This is a genomic window from Microbacterium sp. RU1D (assembly GCF_900156435.1).
Classification (GTDB): Bacteria; Actinomycetota; Actinomycetes; order Actinomycetales; family Microbacteriaceae; genus Microbacterium.
The window spans coordinates 86,329-103,059 of the sequence record NZ_FTPQ01000001.1 but is presented as its reverse complement, the minus strand read 5'-3'; the positions used below and the strand labels follow the sequence as shown (position 1 = coordinate 103,059).

The window sequence follows — 16,731 nt, the reverse complement described above, 5'->3', positions numbered from 1 at the left end:
GGAAAGGGAGGGGCGGGCCGCATGCGTTCGCTGCGGCCCGCCCCGGTGACTCTCGTTACTTGTTGACCGAGAAGCCCTGGTCGTTGCCGTACTGGACGAGCTGGTCCTGCCAGGTGGTCAGACCCTCGTTCAGGTCGGTCTTGTTGGCGTACGCCTGGCCGACGGTGTCGCTGTAGATGCTGTTCGCGTAGACCTGGAACGGCAGGTAGCTCCAGCCCTTCACGACGTCGCTGGACGCCTGGGTCAGCACCTGGTTGATCTGCTGACCGCCGAAGTACTCCGACTTCTGGTCGACGAACGAGGGGTCGCTCAGCTGCGCCGTGGTCGAGGGGAAGCCGCCCGACTCCGCGAAGATCTGCAGGCTCTCCTCGTCGTTGTTCAGCCACTTCAGGAAGCCGGCCGCGAGGGCGGGGTTCTTGCTCTGCTTGGTCACGGCCTGGCCGCCGCCGCCGTTCTCAGCGGTCGCCGGCGTGCCGTCGTAGGTGGGGATGGGGGCCACGGCCCACTTGCCGGCGCCGTCCTCCACGGAGGACTCCAGCACACCGGGCATCCAGGCGCCGATGACGAGCGAGGCGATCGAGCCGTCGCCGAGGCCCTTGAACCACTCGTCGCTCCAGCTGGGCGTGGTCGCGAGCAGATCGCCCTCGATCAGACGGTTCCAGTTCTCGGCGAACTTCTTCGAGCCGTCGTCCTGCAGGTCGATGGTGACATCGGTGCCCGCGTCGCCCGTGGTCGTGAAGGGGGTGCCGCCGGCCTGCCAGATCATGCTGGTCGTGAAGCCGGAGTCGCCGGTGTCGGCGGTGATGTACTTGGTCGGGTCGGCCGCGTGCAGCTTCTGGGCGGCGGCGTAGTACTCGTCCCACGTGGTGGGCACGGCGATGCCGTACTGGTCGAAGACGCTCTTGTTGTAGAAGAGGGCCATGGGGCCCGAGTCCTGCGGAAGGCCGTAGATCTTGCCGTCGAAGTCGACCGAACCCCACGGGCCCGTGGCGTAGTCGTCCTCGAGGTCGCCGAAGCCGTACGACGACAGGTCGAGCAGCGAGTCCGAGAGCGCGAACTGCGGGAAGGCGTAGTACTCGATCTGCACGACGTCGGGGGCGCCCGAGCCGGCCTTGATCGCGTTCTGGAGCTTCGTGTACTCCTCGGTGTTGGTGCCCGCGTTGACGTAGTTCACCTTCACGTTGGGGTACTTCTTCTCGAACGCCGCGACCTGCGCCTCGGCCGAGGGCGTCCACGACCAGTACGTGATCTCGCCGCCGGCCTCGAGGGCCTTCTCGATGTCGTCGGCCGAGCCCGCGGCAGCGCCGCCGGCGTTGCCGCCCGAGCACGCGGTGAGCGCGCCGACCGACAGGGCGGTCGCGGCGACGGCGAAGACGGTCCGCCGCACGGCGGAGCCCTTGCGCATGAATGTCATCGGTTTCCTCTACTTCGTTGTTGTGGATGGTGTTGCGGATGCAGGTGCGACGTGCCCGTGCCGGGACGAGGCGGTGTGGGGGGTCAGCGGATCACTGCTTGACGCTGCCGGCGCTCAGGCCCGACTGCCAGAAGCGCTGCAGCACGAGGAACGCGGCGACGATCGGGAGGATCGACAGCAGCGCCCCGGTGATCACGAGGTTGTAGATGGGCTGGGCGCCCACGCCGATGGCCTGCGCGTTCCACTGGTTGAGCCCGACGGTGAGCGGGTACCACGAGGGGTCGCTGAGCATGATCAACGGCAGGAAGTAGTTGTTCCAGGTCGCCACGACGGCGAACAGCAGCACGGTCACGATGCCCGGCGTGAGCAGGCGGATCGAGATGGTGAAGAACGTGCGGAACTCGCCCGCGCCGTCCATGCGCGCGGCCTCGAGCAGCTCGGTGGGGATGGCGTCGCTCGCGTACACCCAGATGAGGTACAGCCCGAAAGGGCTGATGAGCGAGGGGATGATGATCGCCCACGGGGTGTTGGTGATGCCGAGCTGGCTGAACAGCAGGAACGTCGGGACGGCGAGGGCGGTTCCGGGGACGGCGATCGCGCCGAGCACCACGGCGAAGACCGCCTTGCGACCGCGGAAGTTGTACTTCGCGAGCCCGTACCCGGCGAGGGTCGCGAGCAGGGTCGCGCCGCCCGCGCCGACGACGACGTAGAGCAGCGTGTTGCCGAGCCAGCGCACGAAGATGCCGTCGCGGTAGGTCAGTGTCTGCGCGATGTTGTCGAACAGGGCGAAGCTGTTGCCCGGTCCGAGACCGAAGGTCGTGAACAGGTCGGGCTGCGTCTTGGTGGCGTTGATGACGAGCCAGAACAGCGGCACGAGCGTGTACAGCAGGTACAGGCCCATGACGATGCTCAGCACGATCGACTTCTTGCTGCGCGTGGGCGAGGTGCGCGCGAAGCGCGTGCCGGCGCGGCCGGTGCGGGGCGTGGTCACGGCGACCGTGTCGGTGCGGGGTGCGGTCGCGGTGGTCATCGCGCCTCCTGACGTGAGCCGCGCAGCTGCACGACGTAGGCGATCACCGCGGTGATGACGCCCATGATGATGGCGATCGTGGCGGCGTAGTTGTACTGCTGGCCGGCGAACGAGAGGTTGTAGGCGTACATGTTCGGCGTGAAGAACGTCGAGATGGTGTTCGGGGCCAGCGGCTTGAGGATGTTGGGCTCGTTGAAGAGCTGGAAGCTGCCGATGATGGAGAAGATCGTGGCGATGACGATCGCGCCGCGCACGGCCGGGATCTTGATCGAGAAGATCGTGCGCCAGGCGCCCGCCCCGTCGATGGATGCCGCTTCGTACAGCTCGCCGGGAATGGTCTTCAGCGATGAGTAGAAGATGAGCATGTTGTAGCCCACGAACTGCCACGTCACGATGTTGCCGATCGACAGCAGCATCCATTCCGGCACGAAGGGCTGGACGAACTGCCCGCCGAGCAGGTCGTTGAGGTTGCGTGTCAGGCCGAACTGGTCGCCGTAGATGTAGCCCCACATGAGCACGGCGACGACCGCGGGTACGGCGTAGGGCAGGAAGATCACGATGCGGTAGAAACCCGCCGCGTGCAGTCGGGCACTGTCGATCGCGAGGGCCGCGGCCAGGGCCAGCAGCAGCATGACCGGCACCTGCACGACGAGGAACACCGCGACGCGTCCGAATCCGTCCCAGAACTTGGGGTCGCCGAACGCGGTGACGTAGTTCTCGAGACCCACGAACGCGTTGCCGCCGATGAGCTGATCGCGGAAGAGGCTGAGGTAGACGCTGTACGCCAGCGGTGCCAGGAACACGAGCGCGAAGACGAGAGCGAAGGGGGCGACGAACAGCCAGCCTCGATCGTCGATTCGTGCGCGCCGCTTGCGCCGCGGGGTGCGCAGGGCGGGCGGGGGTGCCGCGGTGGTCGTCATCGTCCGGTGCCTCTTCGTTGGTGCGCATCCCGGCCGGGTCGTCGGGATGTTGACGTAAACATAACCCGCCCCCGCTAGGGTGTCAACGTCAACATCTTCAGGGGGCAGGCATGAGCGAAACGACGACGACGTCGACCGCGATCCCGACGCGCGAGCGTCGGCGGGAGGTGTCGATGGCCGACGTTGCCGCGGCGGCGGGTGTCTCCGGCCAGACCGTCTCGCGCGTGGCCAACGGCCGTGCGAACGTCGACCCCGAGACGCGGCAGCGGGTGCTCGATGCCATGTCCACCCTGGGTTACCGCCCGAACAGTGCGGCGCGCGCCCTCCGCTCGGGACGGTTCCGCAGCATCGGCGTCATCATGTTCTCGCTGAGCTCCTACGGCAACACCCGTACCCTCGACGCGCTCGCGTCGATGGCAGCGGCATCCGGATACTCCATCACCCTCATCACCGTGCACTCGGCGTCGCAGTCCGACGTCTCGGGCGCCTTCCTCCGCCTGCGCGAGCACGCCGTCGACGGCATCGTCATCCTGATCGAGACCCACCGCCTGGGTGAGAACGAGCTGTCGATCCCGTCGGGACTGCCGGTCGTGGTCGTCGACTCCAGCGCCGACTATCCCTACGCGGTGGTCGACAACGACCAGGCGCAGGGCGCTCGGCTCGCGACGGAGCATCTCCTCGACCTCGGTCACGAGACGGTGTGGCACGTCTCGGGGCCGCCCGAGTCGTTCGCTGCGGAGCGTCGCCGCGACGCCTGGCGCGCCGCCCTCGAGCAACGCGGATGCCGCGTGCCGGAGGTGCAGATCGGCGACTGGACGGCCGAGTCGGGGCACCGCATCGGCCTCGCGCTCGCGACGATGCCGGAGGTCACGGCCGTATTCGCGGCCAACGATCAGATGGCGCTCGGCGTCATCCGCGCGCTGCACGAGACGGGGCGCGCCGTCCCCGCGGATGTCAGTGTCGTCGGCTTCGACGACATGCCGGAGTCGGCGAACTTCTGGCCCCCGCTGACGACGGTCCGCCAGCGCTTCGAGCGCGTGGGCGAGGAGGCGATGACGGCGCTGATCGCCGACATCGAGGGCAGCGGCGGCGAGCACGCGCGCACTCTCGTGCCGACCTCGCTGGTCGTGCGGGAGAGCTCCGGCCCGCGCCGCTGAGGACGGCTCCGGGGCATTGCGTCTCGGCGCGACCCTCCGCTAGGTTCGATGTTGACGTCAACATGTTGACGTCAACATCCCCACCCACGAGGGCCGCGACGATGCGGCCGGATCGGAACGACGATGAAGTCAGCTCGACTGTTGTCGATGACCTGTGCTGTCGCCTTGGCCGCCGGAGGGATCGCGGCGACGACCACCGCGACGGCAGCGCCCGCAGCCGCAGCGGAACCGACCACCGCGACGGTGCGCATCACCCCCAACCCCGCGACGGCAGCGGACCCCTTCGAGGGGTGGGGCACGAGCCTGGTGTGGTTCGCCAACGCCACCGGCAACTACCCCGCCGACGTGCGCCAGAAGCTCTTCGACGCGGTGTTCGGCGACGAAGGTCTGAACCTCAACATCGCCCGGTACAACATCGGCGGCGGCAACGCCTCCGACGTGCCGGCGTACCTGCGCCCCGGTGGAGCGGTGCCCGGCTTCTGGAATCCCGACCTCGGCGCCACCGACGCGCAGGGCGCGATCACCTCGACCTACGCCGACCGAGCCCGGTACAAGGCCGCCTGGAACCCCGACGACCCGGATGCGTACGACTTCGACGCCGACTCGGCGCAGCGGTGGTGGATCGACGCGTTGAAGGACAAGGTCACCCACTGGGAGGCGTTCAGCAACTCCCCGCCCTACTTCCTCACGCAGAGCGGATACGTCTCCGGCGGCATCAACAACGCCACCAGCGAGCAGCTCGCCCCGGCGGACATGGAGAAATTCGCCGGGTACCTCGTCACCGTCGTCGACGAGCTCGAGAAGGCCCATGGCATCCGGTTCGACACGATCGACCCGTTCAACGAGCCGAACACGAACTACTGGCAGACGCAGATCCCGAACGGGGCGACGTGGCCCACGGGCGGGCGCCAGGAGGGCGCGCACATCGGCCCGCAGGCGCAGGACGCGATGGTCAAAGCCCTCTCCGCCCGCCTCGCCCAGCCGAGCACGACCACGGATGCCGTCATCTCGGCGATGGACGAGACCAACCCGGGGATCTTCGCGTCGAACTGGAACACCTGGTCGGCGCAGTCGAAAAGCCTCGTCGACCAGCTCAACGTGCACACCTACGGCACGAGTGGTCGCCAGGTCGTGCGCGACATCGCCAAGGCCGCCGACAAGCCGCTGTGGATGAGCGAGGTCGAGGGCAACTGGACGGCCGGGGGTTTCCGGACCGACGACATCGACAACGGCATCGGCATGGCCGAGCACATCGTCGGCGACCTCCGCGAGCTCGAACCGACCGCCTGGGTGTTCTGGCAGCCGGTCGAAGACCTCTACAACATGCAGAAGGTCGAGAACCTCAACTGGGGCAGCGTCTACATCGATTTCGACTGCAACGCCGAGGGCAAGTCGCTCCGCCGCATCGCCGACGGCGAGGCCGACCCGTCGTGCAAGGTGCTGACGAACGAGAAGTACAACACCGTCCGCAACTTCACGCACTACATCCACCCCGGCGACCGTCTGATGTCCACCGACGACGCGCGGTCCACCGCGGCGGTCGACGCCGACGGCCAGGGCGCGACGATCGTGCACGTGAACGGCGACGACTCCGCCAAGACGGTGCAGATCGACCTGCGCGACTTCGCGAGCATCGCCCCCGGTGCCACCGTCACTCCGATCGTGACCACCGAGTCGACGGTCGCGCAGCCGACGGTCAACGCCCTCCAGGAGGGTCAGAAGGTCGCGGTCGACCCGGCGACGCGCACCGCCACCCTGACGGTGCCCGCGAAGTCGGTCACCACGTTCGTGATCGACGGCGTCTCGGGCGTCTCCGACGACGCCGCGGCCTTCCGCGACGGTCAGACGGTGCAGCTCACCGGCCTGCAGAGCGGCCTGGCCCTGGATGCGTCCTCGGGCGTCGCCATCCGCGCGACCGCGACGACCGCCGAGGCCGCCCGTGCTCAGTCGTGGACCGTTCGCACGATCGACGGCGCCGGCACGAACCGGCACCGTTTCACCCTGCAGAACGGAACGGGGAAGTTCCTGGCATCCCGCAACGGCGGCACGGCCCTCGTGGATGCCGATCCGGCCGCGGCCGCGGGCGACCCCGCGACGCAGTGGATGGCGTCGACCACGGACGGCGAGTACTACTCGGTGCTGAACGTGGCGGGCGAGCGCGTGCTCGACGTGAACCAGGCCAGCACCACGCCCGGCGCGACCGTGGGCCTGTGGACCTCCAACGGCGGCGGGAACCAGCAGTGGAAGATCGCCGGCACCACGGTCGTGGGCACCGACCCGGTTTCGGCCGCGACGGCCGTCGGCGCGACGCCGTCCCTCCCCGCGACCGTGACGGTCCGCTACGCCGGTGGCATCCGGCGCAGTGCGCCCGTGATCTGGCAGCTCGACGGTGTCGACTTCTCCACGCCCGGAACCGTCACGGTCCGCGGTGCCGGCACCGATCTGTTCGGCGGAGCGTTCGAGGCGACGGCGACGGTCGAGGTCGGTGCCTACACCGCCACGCGTCCCGCCTCGGTCACCGTGGCCGCCGGGAGCGCCCTCTCTGCCGTCGAGAGCCAGGCGGACACCACGGTGCAGGCCGAGCTCACCCCGTCGGGTGCGGGTTTCTCCCTTCCCGTTGAGTGGAACTGGGACGGTGTGGTGGACTCCGCCTTCGCGCAGCCGGGGACGGTCTCGGTGACCGGTGTCGCGACGGGCCCCGCCGGTGAGCGTCTCGACGCGAAACTGACCGTCATCGTCACGGACGCGGCCGCGAACAACGTCGCCCCGCAGAGCACGCCGTCGGCGACGTACACGGAGTCGGGGTACCCCGTCGCGAACACCATCAACGGTGTCACCACCGACAAGGGCTGGTCGAACTGGCGCGGCGGCACGAAGAACACGCAGGACACCCTGAGCTACGTCCTCGCCAAGCGCGAGACCCTCAGTCATGTGTCGGTGCAGTTCTACAAGGACGGCAGCACGCTCAGCTGGCCCACGACCGTGCGTGTGGACCACCGGGTGAGCGGGGGCGGCTGGGTGAGGGGAGACGAGGTCGCCGTTCCGACGCCCGCGAACGGTGCGCCGAAGGTCGACGTCCCCGTGACGGGTGCGGCCGACGAGGTCCGTGTGATCCTGAACGCCCGCCCGCAGACGCACATGATCGTCTCGGAGGTCGAGATCTCCGCGGCCTCGGCGTCGCTCGCCGGCATCGCCGACCTCGCGCGCCTCACCGTCGGCGACCAGCCGGTGGAGGGCTTCGACGCCGGCACTCTCGCCTACACCGTCTCGTCCACCGGAGCGGCGTGGCCGACCCTGCACGCGCTGGCGGTCGACCAGGACGCGTCGGTCGTGGTGACCCAGCCGGGTGACGCCGCGGGCGTGGGCTCCGTGGGGGTGACCGCACCCGATGGGAGCACGCGCACGTACACGGTGACCGTGAACCGCATCGTCGGCATCGACACCCCCGTCGTGACCGGCGAAGCGCGTGTCGGTTCGATCGTCCGGGCCACGGCCGTCACCGACCCGGCGGATGCCGCGCTCTCGTTCGCCTGGTTGCGCGACGGAGCGCCCATTCCGGATGCCACGGCCGACGCCTACGCTCTCACCGCTGCCGACGAGGGGCGGGAGATCTCGGTGGAGGTCACCGCGGCCGCGGACGGCTTCGCGGTCGGATCGGCACGCTCCGCGGCCATCGTCCCCGCAGCCGCCCCGGTCGATCCGGGTGCCGGCGGCAACGGGTCGGGCAACGGCAACGGGAACGGCAACGGCAACGGGAACGGTTCGGGCAACGGCGGCGGCTCCGGCGCCGGCGGTGGCTCGAACGCCGGGGGCGCCGGAGCGGGGTCGTCGCCCGGCTCCGGATCGTCCACGGCGCCCGGATCCGCGTGGGGCGGAACCGCGGGCGGCCTCGCGAACACCGGCATGCACGGCGAAGGCCTCGCCGTGACGGGTGCGGGTGCGGCCGTGCTGCTCCTGCTCGGCGGGGCGTTGCTGTGGCGCCGCCGTCGCGGAGCAGGCTCCACCCGGAGCTGACATCGAGATCACGCGGCCGCGTCGTTCGCCTCGAAGCGAGCGGCGCGGCCGTGTCGTTCCTGCGGGGCCGCTCCGGTCGCCCGAGAGCAAGACGTCGGCGCGATCAGCGCGGAGCGGGCTCGGGGCGGTGCACGCCTCGCGGACGGTAGCCGAGCGCATCGGAGCACTCGAGCAGGTCGGCGAGATACCAGATGATCGCGAGCCACATCTCCGTGCCCTGCAGGCCCGGCTCTCCGGCATCCAGACGGAAGGAGATCCCCGCGTCGGCGTGCCAGCCGGTGAGGGCATGCCGGAGGAGCTCGGCGGCGAGGGTGCGCACCTCGTCGCGGCGGTATCCGGTGGCGCGCGTCAGCCACAGCGGATGCGCGATGTCGAGCACGGTGCAGGCGTCGCGGCGGTCGGGGCGCATCCAGCGGTCGTCGCGCGCGTGCCGGAGCACCGTGTCGATGACGGCCTCGGGATGCGAGACGTCGAGGCCGATCTGTGCGAGCGTCCCGCGGGCGGCGCGGTAGAAGCCGTTGACCAGGAGCCGCAGGTCGCCGTCGACGCCGGGGTGCCCCCACATGCCCGTGCCCGGATCGGCGCGGAGGCTCAACCAGCCGAACAGGGCTTCTGCGAATCCCGGGGGGATGGCATCCTGCCGACGGTCGCTCCAGTGCAGGGCGGTGCCGATCGCATCGACATGATGTCCCGCGCGCCAGGGATCGGTGCCCCACGGCAGGGCGTCGAGGCGGGCGATCAGCCCGGCGGCGTCCGCGTCGACGACGTCGGCGAGGGCGTGCGGGAAGCGGCCGCCCAGCAGGTCGAGCGCGTACCCGGCGCTCAGGACGCCGTAGGACGCATCGGGGTCGTCCCAGAGCGTGGCGGCGTCGGTCGTGAGGCCGGTGGTCGGGCGCTGGTGCACCGCGATGCGGTCGATCCATCCCGCGCGATCGTCGCCGGGCGGGGGAGCGTCGTGCAGCAGGGCCGACAGTTCGACGGCGTCGCACAGACCGCGCAACGTCGAGGTGGCGTCGGAGCGGTCGCGGAATCCGCCGTCGACCGCGACCCCGGCGAGCACCGCCGGCAGCTCGTCGCGCGCGCGATCGGCGAACCGGGCCAGGGCGTCGCGCCGAGGGTCGCCGCCCCGCTCAGGAGGAACGCGCCAGCGCAGGACGCGGGCCGGGTTGCCGCCCACGATCGCTCCGGCGGCGACGTCCTTCGTCACCACCGCTCCGGCCGCCAGCACCGCGTGATCGCCGACCGTGACGCCGTCGAGCACGACGACGTGCGAGCCGATCCAGACATCCGACCCGATGCGCACGCCGCGCGAGGTCAGCGGTTGACGGAACACCTCGGTGCCGGGCTCGAAGGAGTGGTTGAAGCCGATGATCGAGGAGTGTGCGCCGACCCTGACCGCGTCGCCGAGCTGCACGTCACCGCGCACCACGGTGTACGGGTTGATCGAGCAGTCGGCACCGATGCGCACCGTGCCGGTGAGGTAGGCGCCGGTCGCGACGTACGAGCGATCGCCGATCGCGAATGCTTCGGGATCGATGCCGGCGTGCTCCGAGAGGAAGACGTCGTCGCCGATCCGCCAGTCGGGATGCGCGACCGCCAGCGCGGCGAGGTACGCGCGGGCGCGTCGACGCTCCTCGGGCGGGGCCTCGGTCGCGAACGTCCACGGCGAGAAGTCGCGCGCCGAGGGGGTGCTCATGACCGCGGGGCGGCCGTCGACGCGCGCACGTTCAGGCGCGGGCTCAGCTGGACCCGGTGCACCGGCCGGTCCGGCTCCGCGATACGCCGGGCGAGCAGCTCCACGGCTGCCTCGCCCACGCTCGCGCGCGGCGGGCTGACCGCGGTGAGGGCGGGCGTGAAGAGCTGGGCGACCTCGTCGTCGTACGCGATGATCGACAGGTCGTCGGGAACGGAGATCCCGCGGGTCAAGGCGAGGTCGACGAAGGCCATCGCCTCGGGGTCGGAGTGCACGAGCAGGGCGGTGACGCCGGTGGCGAGCGCCGAGTCGAGGGTCGCGTTGACCACGTCGGAGAAATCGGGGCTCGTGCGATCGGGCAGGGTCTGCTCGAAGTGATCGGCGGGCGTCAGGGCGAGCTCCTCGCACGCCGTCTGCCACCCCGCCGCGATCTTGCGCGAGGTGGGGGAGTGGCGCGAGAGGATCAGCCCCACCTTGCGGTGGCCCAGGGTCGCGAGGTGCCGGGCCGCCAGCAGTGCTCCCAGCGCATGATCGGTGGTCACCGACTCCATCGGGATGCCGCCCGCCTCCGGCACGGCATCGCGCTCGACGAGCACGCTCGGCACCGGGCAGTCCGCCAGCCAGCTCATCACGTCGGCGGCATGCGCGGTGTCCGTGTTGGGGGCGACGATGAGGCCCCGCACATCTCCGGTCGCGACCAGACGATCGAGCACGGGGCGCTCGTCCTGCAGCTCGTAGGAGGCGCCGCGCAGGAGCATCTTGTAGCCGAGGCGACGGCCGGCCGTCTCCATGCCCCGCACGACCCCCGGCCAGTAATAGGCGAGGGAGGGGACCAGGACGGCGATCGAGCCCGCCGATGTCTCCTCGGCGCGCGGTTCCGGGCTCGGCGGGGCGTTCTCCCCCGCGACGGCCCCGCCGTGGACGCGCCGCAGCACCCCCTCCTTCTCGAGCTGCGCGAGATCGCGGCGCAGTGTCACCGTCGCGACGCCCAGGTCTTCGGTGAGCTGCGAGATGCGCACGGCGCCGTCGTTGTGCAGCGCGCTCAGGATGTGCGCGCGGCGTTCCGCGGCCAGTGGCTGGTGCGGCGTGGTGTCGGTCATTGGTGATCCTCGATCGGTGTGTCCAGTTCTACCGTGACCTGGAGCTGAGTGCGGGATGCCAGGGGCAGGGCGAGGCGCGTCAAGCGGTCCCCCCACACCTCGGTGAGCATCGGATCGTCCAGAACGCGCACCTCGGCCGTCGCGGTGACGTCGCTCGGCCAGCGCACGCGCGCCGCTCGCGCGCCGCCCGGCGGGATCACCCGCGCACCGTCGTCCTCGAGGCGCACCTCGCCCGCGACGAGCAGGTGCAGTCGGGTGTCGTCTCCGGCCGGGGCGCCGTCCGCGAAGGCCCAGGAGTCGTCGATCTCCACGCGCCCGGCCGCCCGATCGAGCCGTGCTCGCCGACGCCAGGTGCGGAGGCCCGCGTCGGGGTAGGCGCCCGCGAGCTCGACGGTGAACGCCGAGGCCTGGTCGGCGAGGTCGACGGCGGCGCCGCGCGCGGTGGCATCCGCTCCCGCCGGCTGCACGGTGCCGCGCACCACGGGGACGTTGTGCCACGCGCTCTGCATGGTCCAGATGTCGTAGCGGTCGGGGCCGAAGGTGGCCGCGGTGTAGGTCGGGCGCCCGGCGTCGACGAGGACCGGGACGCCGTCGACCGCGACGAGGAACGACCCGACGTCGTTGTGGTTGTGATGCTCGCCGTTGTGGCCGCCCTTGGCCACGAGGGTGAGGCCGTCGCGGGACCCGGCGCTCTCACGCGCGAGGAAGACCTCGGTCGAGGCCAGCCAGACGTCGCGCGGCAGCGGAGGGGGAGCGGGGGATGCCATGATCCAGGCCTGATCGGTGAGCGCGCGCAGCAACCGGCCGAGGCCTTCGCGCTCGGTGGCCGCGGGCGCGCCCGGGTGGCGGTGCGACGCGGCGAAGGCGGCGGCGGCGGCGTCGCCGTGGCGGCGGGCGGCGCGGTGCAGCGCATGCCAGGGCTGGTCGACGGGCGGCCTCGCCTGGCCGTCGGCGTGGTTGACGAACCAGTCGCCGCCCAGGTGCGAGCGATGGGGGAACGCGACCGTCTCGCGCAGAGCGGTCACCGTGGTGGCGTCGGCGGTCCCCTCCGACGCGTGGGCGAGCACGTCCAGCACCTCGAGGGCGCGCGCGGCCCCGTTCCACCAGTAGGCGTAGCCCTCGTCGATCGCGCCGTCGGGGGGAAGGGCGGCGACGTAGCGGTCGAGACCTTCGACGGCGAGGGCGATGACGCGGTCGCGTTCGGCCGCCTCGCCGGCGGTGTCGAGCAGGCGCAGCGCGGCGACGATGACGTTGCCGTGGATCCAGGGGTTCCAGTTGTGCACGTCGCCGTCGAGACCGATCCAGTGCCAGTCGCGTCGGCGCTGGAATGGCTCGAACACCCGCACCCGGGCCTCGTGCCGGATGCGCTCGCGGACGCCCGGAGCGCGCGTGTCGAGCTGCGCACCGAGCAGGTGGTCGATCCAGGCGAGCTGCGCGACGACCTCGCCCGCCCCCAGATCCACGAAGGGATCCGTCACGGTCGCGAGGATCGCGTCGTGCACGCGGTACGTGTCGTCGTGGGCGGGCCAGCACCACGAGCTCTGCTCGCACAGCAGGACGATGCCGTCCACGACCTCGTCGATCCACGCGTCGTCGAGGGTGGCCGCCGCGGCGATCGCCGCGCGGCTCAGCCGGCGCTGCCTTTCGAAGGCCGCGTTCTCCCACGCGCTGCGGTCGCCGTCGCGGTGCACGCGCGCGGCGTCGCTCGCGCGGGGGTGCGGCCAGGGCGTCGACCGCTCGGCCTCGGCCCGGGCCGTGATGGTGCGAAGTCCGACCCGGTCGGCGGACCCGGTCAGCGGGTCCCACACGGCGCGGTCGGATGCCGGGGGGACGGGCAGCGCGTCGTCGCCGAAGCGGCGCACGACGACGTTTCCGAGATGCGCGGCGAGCGGCCCCCGGAAGGGCGCGGTGGGGAACGACATCGGTCTCCTTCGAGCGGGCTCCTCCCGCCTGATTCGATCATAAACGATCATTACGATTCAGAAAAGATGTTGTGGTGTGCGTTTCTGATTGGTACGCTCGCCATCGTTCACCCCTTCCCGTTCGGGGGAACGACGGTCTTCGAAGGAGAACCCGTGGCGATTCCCGCCCTTCCCCGCCTCGCCGGCGGTCAGCGCAGCGACTGGCTCGCCGTCGCCGACGCACTGCTGGACGCGGCGCGGCGCCACGCCACCCCGGGCCACGGGCGCATCGTCTTCCCGGGAGCCGAGGGCGGGTACGGTGCAGCCGTCGACGGACTCGAGGGCTTCGCGCGGGTGTTCCTCCTCGCCGGCTTCCGCATCGCCGGTGCACGGGGCGAGGGCGTGGACGATCTCATCGCGTTCTTCGCGGAGGGAGTGCGCACCGGGGTCGACCCGGATGCCGCCGACCGGTGGGTGCGCATGGACGAGCACGCGCAGGCCAAGGTCGAAGCGGCATCCCTTGCCCTCGCCCTCGATCTCACCCGCGAGTGGATCTGGGACTCGCTCGACGCGCAGACGCAGGAGCGGCTCGTCGCCTACCTCGCGCCCGTCGTGGGAGACGCGACCTACCCGCAGACGAATTGGGTGTGGTTCCGCATCGTCGTGCAGACCTTCCTGCGCTCCGTCGGCGGTCCGTGGTCGGCCGACGACATCGCCGCCGACCTCGCGCGGCACGACTCGTTCGTCCGCGCGGACGGCTGGCTCTCCGACGGGGACGAGCGCGCCTTCGACCACTACGTGGGCTGGGCCCTCCACGTCTACCCCGTGCTCTGGCCCCGTATGACGGGCGCCACCGATCTCGTCGGCGACCGCACCGCGGGCGACGTCGCCCGTCTCGACCGTTTCCTCCAGGATGCCGTGCGGCTCATCGGTGCGGACGGCTCGCCGCTCCTGCAGGGTCGGAGCCTCATCTACCGGTTCGCGGCCGCGGCGCCGTTGTGGGCCGGAATCATCGCGGAGGTCCCCTCCACGGGGGCGGGGCGCCTGCTCCACGCCGCCGGCGCCGTCGTCGATCACTTCGTCACCCGCGGTGCCCCGAATGCCGACGGCATCCTCACCCTCGGGTGGCACGGTGAGTGGCGCTCGCTCGCCCAGTCGTATTCCGGCCCCGGTTCGCCCTACTGGGCCGTCAAGGGACTGATGGGGATCGCGCTCCCCGCCGATCACCCCGTCTGGAGCGCGGTCGACGAACCGCTGCCGATCGCCGAGGCCGACGATCTCCGAGCCATCCCGGCCGCCGGATGGATCGTCTCGGGCACCCGCGCCGACGGGATCGTGCGCGTCATCAACCACGGCACCGACAAAGCCCGCCCCGGTACCTCCACGGCCGACTCGCCCCTGTACGCGCGCATCAGCTACTCCACGGCCACGGCGCCGCTGCTCGACGACCTCGCGTGGAGCGACCCGCTCGAGCAGGCCGTCGTCCTCGTCGACGCCGCAGGTCGCGTCACGCACCGCACCGCACTCGAGCCGCTCGGTGCGATCGTGCACGAGGGCGTCGGCGTCGCCGCCTCGGCATCCGATGTGCATCTCGTGGACATCGCGCCCACGACGCACCGTCACGGCGCCGGCCTGGCGGGTGCGGCGCAGTCCCTCGGACGGATGACGGTGACCTCCCTCGTCCGCGGCGCATGGGAGGTGCGCATCGCACGGCTCGACCACGTCGCCCCGGGCGTCGACGTCGACCTGCTGCGCGTGCGGATGGGCGGGTGGGCGCTCGCCGGCGCCGCGCCCGTGCACGCCACCTCGACGGGCGCGGCCGAGGCCCACGCGAACGGCCGGGTGTCCGGCATCCGGGCCCTCACCCCCGAGGCCACCTCACGCGTGACGATCCGCCGCGGGGCCAGCCCCCTCGGCGACACGGCGGCCATCCCCGTCCTGACCTGGGATGCCGTGGTCGGCGTGCGCTTCGCCGGGCTCGTCACCCTGGCGGGCGCCTCGACAGCCGAAGCGGCGGAGACACTGCTCGAGATCGTGGGCGACGAACCCGTCGCCGTCGTCACCTGGCCCGACGGCCTCTCGACGCGCACCCCCCTCACAGACTCCGGAGCCCCGCGCGGGGCGCACCGGCACTCTCGGGCCCGAAGCGGTGCCCGGCACGCAATCGCAAAGGAGCAGCACGCATGAAGCGCAAGATCGTCGTCGCGACCGGGGTGGGCATCGTCGCCGCCCTGTCGCTGACCGCCTGCAGCGGCGGATCGTCGGATGCCCCCGCCCAGAGCGGTCCCGTCACCCTGTCGATGTCGGGGTGGAGCCTGAGCACGACGCCGGAGTTCCAGGCCCTCGCCGACAAGTTCCACGAGGAGAACCCCGACATCACGATCGAGGTCAAGGAGTACGACTCGACGAACTACGACACCCTGATGACGGCCGACCTCGCCGCGGGGTCCGGTCCCGACATCGTCACGCAGAAGAACCTCAAGACCTTCATCACCTACCAGTCCGGTGGGCAGCTCGCCGACGTCTCCGACGTCGAGCTCCCCGGCGACATCGGCGGTGCGGAGGCGTTCGAGGTCGACGGCGCGACGTGGGCCGTGCCCTACCGCCAGGACTCGTGGGTGCTGTTCTACAACAAGGACCTTTTCACCCGGGCGGGCGTCGCCGAGCCCGACGGCTCGTGGACGTGGGACGACTACGAGAAGGCCGCCGAGCAGCTGACCTCGAAACTCGGCGCCGCCGGCTCCGCCGCCCTCGGCACCTATCAGCACAGCTGGCAGTCGACCGTCCAGGGCTTCGCGAACGCGCAGTCGCCCGACGTCGACATCCTCGCGGGCGACTACGGCTACCTGAAGCCGTACTACGAGCGTTCGCTGTCGCTGCAGTCGGCGGGCGCACAGGTGGAGTACAACACCGTCACCGCCAACAAGCTCACCTACCAGGCCGAGTTCGGCAAGCAGCAGGCGGCGATGATGCCCATGGGCACCTGGTACGTCGCGACCCTCATCGCCCAGCAGGCGAAGGGCGAGGCCGACGCCTTCTCGTGGGGCTTCGCCCCCATCCCGCAGTACGACTCCTCCACCACGGGCGAGTCGGAGACCCCGGTCACCTTCGGCGACCCCACCGGTTTCGCGATCAACAAGGCGGCGGATGCCACCAAGCTCGCCGCCGCGAAGAAGTTCCTCGCCTTCGCCGCCGGCGAGGACGGCGCACAGGTGCTCGCGGGCCTGGGCATCACGCCCGCGCTGACGAGCTCGAGCGTCGCCGACACGTACTTCGCCGTCGCCGGAGCGCCCACCGACGAGCTGTCGAAGTTCGCCTGGTCGACGCACGAGACGAAGCCGGAGAACCCCACCTCGGCGAAGACCGCCGCCGTCCAGAACATCCTGCTCGACCTGCACACCGCCGTGATGTCGGGATCGACCTCGATCGACGACGCCCTCACCACCGCCGAGAACCGCGTCAAGAGCGAGGTCGGCGTCGGCTGACCCCGTAGGTCGGTGAC

The 16,731-nt window shown here is 71.0% G+C and carries 10 protein-coding genes; 4 read left to right on the top strand and 6 right to left on the bottom strand.

What is annotated here, in order from left to right; all coding sequences use genetic code 11:
* Positions 1-55 precede the first annotated feature (55 nt).
* The 3 genes from B0B15_RS00435 to B0B15_RS00425 form a co-directional block, all read right to left on the bottom strand.
* On the bottom strand, positions 56-1,414 hold the full coding sequence (locus tag B0B15_RS00435) for an ABC transporter substrate-binding protein (protein WP_076672784.1): 1,359 nt from the start codon (positions 1,412-1,414) through the stop codon (positions 56-58).
* 91 nt (positions 1,415-1,505) lie between these two features.
* On the bottom strand, positions 1,506-2,444 hold the full coding sequence (locus B0B15_RS00430; protein WP_218123521.1) for a carbohydrate ABC transporter permease: 939 nt from the start codon (positions 2,442-2,444) through the stop codon (positions 1,506-1,508).
* The gene (locus tag B0B15_RS00425; protein ID WP_076672783.1) at positions 2,441-3,364 is read right to left on the bottom strand and encodes a carbohydrate ABC transporter permease; all 924 of its coding nucleotides are present in this window, start codon (positions 3,362-3,364) and stop codon (positions 2,441-2,443) included. Before B0B15_RS00425 ends, B0B15_RS00430 begins: the two co-directional genes overlap by 4 nt.
* A gap of 110 nt (positions 3,365-3,474) precedes the next feature.
* Between B0B15_RS00425 and B0B15_RS00420 the strand changes: the two genes are divergently transcribed.
* Positions 3,475-4,521: a LacI family DNA-binding transcriptional regulator gene (locus tag B0B15_RS00420; RefSeq protein ID WP_076672782.1), complete on the top strand. Its 1,047-nt coding sequence runs from the start codon at positions 3,475-3,477 to the stop codon at positions 4,519-4,521.
* A gap of 147 nt (positions 4,522-4,668) precedes the next feature.
* Complete coding sequence (locus tag B0B15_RS00415) at positions 4,669-8,535, top strand: RICIN domain-containing protein (protein ID WP_256334115.1); 3,867 nt, start codon at positions 4,669-4,671, stop codon at positions 8,533-8,535.
* A 103-nt stretch (positions 8,536-8,638) separates the two neighbouring features.
* Here the strand turns inward: B0B15_RS00415 and B0B15_RS16865 are convergent, their stop codons facing one another.
* The 3 genes from B0B15_RS16865 to B0B15_RS00400 are packed head-to-tail and all read right to left on the bottom strand — an operon-like array spanning position 8,639 to position 13,250.
* On the bottom strand, positions 8,639-10,231 hold the full coding sequence (locus B0B15_RS16865; protein WP_076672781.1) for an acyltransferase: 1,593 nt from the start codon (positions 10,229-10,231) through the stop codon (positions 8,639-8,641).
* Positions 10,228-11,328 carry a substrate-binding domain-containing protein gene (locus B0B15_RS00405; RefSeq protein WP_076672780.1) on the bottom strand — a complete coding sequence of 367 codons (1,101 nt, stop codon included), beginning with the start codon at positions 11,326-11,328 and terminating at the stop codon, positions 10,228-10,230. Before B0B15_RS00405 ends, B0B15_RS16865 begins: the two co-directional genes overlap by 4 nt.
* A complete protein-coding gene (locus B0B15_RS00400; RefSeq protein WP_076672779.1) occupies positions 11,325-13,250 on the bottom strand; it encodes a heparinase II/III domain-containing protein in 1,926 nt (641 codons plus the stop codon). The genes B0B15_RS00405 and B0B15_RS00400 overlap by 4 nt, the downstream gene beginning before the upstream one ends.
* 153 nt (positions 13,251-13,403) lie before the next feature.
* Between B0B15_RS00400 and B0B15_RS00395 the strand changes: the two genes are divergently transcribed.
* Both B0B15_RS00395 and B0B15_RS00390 read left to right on the top strand, forming a co-directional pair.
* Positions 13,404-15,416 carry a DUF2264 domain-containing protein gene (locus B0B15_RS00395; protein ID WP_076672778.1) on the top strand — a complete coding sequence of 671 codons (2,013 nt, stop codon included), beginning with the start codon at positions 13,404-13,406 and terminating at the stop codon, positions 15,414-15,416.
* Positions 15,413-16,714 carry an ABC transporter substrate-binding protein gene (locus B0B15_RS00390; RefSeq protein WP_076672777.1) on the top strand — a complete coding sequence of 434 codons (1,302 nt, stop codon included), beginning with the start codon at positions 15,413-15,415 and terminating at the stop codon, positions 16,712-16,714. The genes B0B15_RS00395 and B0B15_RS00390 overlap by 4 nt, the downstream gene beginning before the upstream one ends.
* Positions 16,715-16,731: the final 17 nt, after the last annotated feature.